This window comes from Sporomusa sp. (assembly GCF_035561255.1).
In the GTDB taxonomy this organism is placed as follows: domain Bacteria; phylum Bacillota; class Negativicutes; order Sporomusales; family Sporomusaceae; genus Sporomusa.
This window is the reverse complement of the sequence record NZ_DATMXX010000124.1, coordinates 1-3326: the sequence shown is the minus strand read 5'-3', so window position 1 is coordinate 3326 and position 3326 is coordinate 1. Positions and strand designations below refer to the sequence as shown.

Below are 3326 nucleotides of genomic sequence, written 5' to 3'. Positions count from 1 at the left end.
CATTAATGAATTATTATGGATTTTAGCTGTATGAGTATTACACCTGTAAACAAGAAAATGAGGTAATGTCAATGAGAATCGGTGCTCGCATTATTAAAACAGGGATTGCAGTAACAATTACTATGTTTGTTTGTAAACTACTCAACCTGGAACCTGCTTTTTTTGGTGCTGTTTCGGCTGTGATAAATATGCAGCCCTCCATCTTCTTATCAGTAAAAACAGCAAAAGATCAAATTCTGGTACATATCCTCGGTGTAACCGCTGGCCTCGCTTTTGGTTATCTGATCGGGGGTAATCCAATTGTCATGGGTTTCGTAACCATCCTGCTCATATCACTGCATATCAAATTCAACTTTCAAAGCAGCATCACAATGGGAATCATTGCAGCGCTATTTGTCTTAAGCTCCAGCGCCGACCAGTTTATTCCGCATGCCCTCGCCAGATCATCGGTAATATTTGTTGGTTTAAGTGTAGCCATGCTTACTAATATTATCCTCTGGCCGCCCCGCTATCAGCAGCAATTTAAGGAAAAACTAGAAGAAAGCAACAAACAGGCTGTTCTTTACTTTTGCCAGGCCATTCAAGACTATGTCGAACTTGACAATAGCAAACCAACGTTACATCTAGATCAAAAGGAAATCGTTCATAAAACTAACAAAGAATCACGTAAACTGTTAGAATTTCTAAGTCGTGAAGGCGATTTATTAAATCCGGATAAATCCGAGCAACTAAACTGGTTTGCTACCGCCGAAAAATTCATTGATTATAACCAATCCCTGATTGGAAAAGCCGACCGGATTTATGAACTCCTGCCGGCAAGATTCGACCGTCGCCTACAATCTGGCTTGCAGCCTATCAGCCCGGAGTTTCAAAAAATTTTAGAAATACTAGCAAGCGGTTGTATTACTATCACCAGAGTTAATAGTAAGTTGAGGTCTGTTATAATCGGCGGGCTGGCAGCAGAGCCTGAAGTAATCAGTGAAGACTACTGGGAGAAGCTGACGCAAGCAATTGAGCAGTGGCAATCAACACTGACAGGTAGTTACTTGCATCCTTTACTTGATGTTGCCGTAACAGCAAACGAAATTAAATGGGCCTCTCGTCAGGCTAAGAAATTATTATACGACAGTACAGTAAGAAACGCTTAGCTGAACTGCTCTTATTATAAAGAAAACAGGCTGGATCCGACCCTAGTTCTACTTTCCATCAGGATAAAAAAAAGCTTGTACTTTAGCAGTACAGCTTCTTTTTTTTGAAAAAACAGCAATATTAGATATCCAGATTCCTAACTTTGTTTGCATTATCCTCAATAAACTTACGTCGTGGTTCCACTTTATCACCCATAAGTACCGAAAAAATCTCATCAGCAGCTATGGCATCCTCAAGGTCAACTCTAAGGATTGTTCGTGACTCAGGATTCATAGTTGTTTCCCATAGTTGTTCTGGATTCATCTCACCTAAACCTTTGTAACGCTGAACATTAATGCCCTCACGGCCTATTTTACCCAGCAGATTATCCATCTCGGCATCACTGTAGAGATACCAGCTCTCCCGGCCTTTTTTGATAAGATACAGCGGCGGCTGGGCAATAAACACATGACCGCTTTGGATCAATGGCTGCATATGACGATAGAAGAAGGTTAACAGCAAGGTACGGATATGTGAACCGTCAACATCAGCATCTGTCATAATAATTATTTTTCCATAACGCCGTTTTTCAATATCAAATTCTTCGCCAATTCCGCTACCAAAGGCCGTAATCATAGCCCTGATTTCTTCATTGTTAAGAATTTTATCCATGCGTGCTTTTTCTACATTCAGAATTTTACCACGCAATGGCAGAATAGCCTGGAAGCGACGATCGCGGCCTTGTTTTGCCGAGCCACCAGCGCTATCTCCTTCTACCAGATATATCTCTGTTTGATCAGGGTCTTTAATCGAACAATCGGCCAGTTTTCCTGGTAATGAGCTTGACTCAAGAGCACTTTTACGCCGGGTTAATTCCCGCGCCTTACGGGCAGCCTCACGGGCACGCGATGCAGTAACCGATTTTTCAATAATTTTCTTAGTAACAGCCGGGTTTTCTTCAAAAAACTCGTTAAGACCTTCAGAGACGATGCTGTCAATAACCCCTCTGACCTCACTGTTACCCAGCTTAGTTTTGGTTTGGCCTTCAAACTGAGGCTCCTGGATTTTAACACTAATGACTGCTGTCAACCCTTCACGGACATCTTCGCCACTTAGGTTTTCATCATTTTCTTTTAGTACGTTAAACTTACGGGCATAATCATTAATTGTCCGGGTTAAAGCAATCTTAAACCCGCTCAAATGAGTTCCGCCTTCTTGGGTATTGATATTGTTAACAAAAGAATAGATGCTCTCCACATAACCATCATTGTATTGAATGGCAATCTCAGCAAGGGTAGTGTCTTTAGAGCCGTTTAAATAGATTGGCTTATGAACAACATCTCTACTTTTATTTAGATGCTCAACAAAAGAAGTGATCCCGCCCTCATAATAAAACTCTTTTTTCTCTTCATTCCGCTCGTCTTCAAGGGTAATAGTCAAAGTCCGGTTAAGAAAGGCCAATTCGCGCAAGCGGTTTTTTAGGGTTTCAAAGCTGTATTCTATTTCCTCAAAAATCTCCCTGTCAGGTTTAAAGCAAACTTTAGTGCCTGTTTCATTGGTTTCACCAATAACCTTAAGGCTCTGTACTGTAGTACCGCGTTCAAAACGGATAAAGTGAATCTTGCCATTTCTTTTAACTTCTACTTCCATCCACTCTGATAACGCATTTACTACCGATACACCAACGCCATGAAGACCACCGGAAACTTTATAGCCTTCGCCGCCAAATTTACCACCGGCATGCAATATAGTGAGAACAACCTCAACGGCCGGTCTGCCCGTTTCGTGCATATCAACCGGGATACCGCGTCCATTGTCAATGACTGTTATACTATTGTCTTTATGTATTGTTACTTCAACCCTGTTGCAAAAACCGGCCAACGCCTCGTCAATACTATTATCAACTACCTCATAGACCAGATGATGCAATCCTTTGGCCGAAGTACTGCCAATATACATGCCCGGGCGTTTGCGAACAGCTTCCAAGCCTTCTAGAACCTGAATCTGCTGAGCGCCATAATTGCCGCTTACTGTTGTATCACTCATATCTGACATAATACCTAACCCCCGTATTCCTCATCTCCGACCGATAAATGGCCAGCTCTTTTTTTCAATGTTTGCGATGATATCGCTGACAGATAAACAATTTGGTCGGTTATAATAAAACTTTTTGCACTGTTATCGGATATATCAATAAC

General features: G+C 41.6%; 3 protein-coding genes. 1 reads left to right on the top strand and 2 read right to left on the bottom strand.

The window, feature by feature from the left end:
- Positions 1-71 precede the first annotated feature (71 nt).
- Positions 72-1148 carry an FUSC family protein gene (locus VN379_RS07290; protein ID WP_325532333.1) on the top strand — a complete coding sequence of 359 codons (1077 nt, stop codon included), beginning with the start codon at positions 72-74 and terminating at the stop codon, positions 1146-1148.
- Between the two features lie 121 nt (positions 1149-1269).
- Here VN379_RS07290 and gyrB read toward each other — a convergent pair whose 3' ends face one another.
- Both gyrB and VN379_RS25120 read right to left on the bottom strand, forming a co-directional pair.
- Positions 1270-3183, bottom strand: coding sequence for a DNA topoisomerase (ATP-hydrolyzing) subunit B (gyrB, locus tag VN379_RS07285; RefSeq protein WP_325532331.1), 1914 nt, complete (start codon positions 3181-3183; stop codon positions 1270-1272).
- A 5-nt stretch (positions 3184-3188) separates the two neighbouring features.
- Positions 3189-3317, bottom strand: coding sequence for a hypothetical protein (locus VN379_RS25120; protein ID WP_414714968.1), 129 nt, complete (start codon positions 3315-3317; stop codon positions 3189-3191).
- Positions 3318-3326 lie beyond the last annotated feature (9 nt).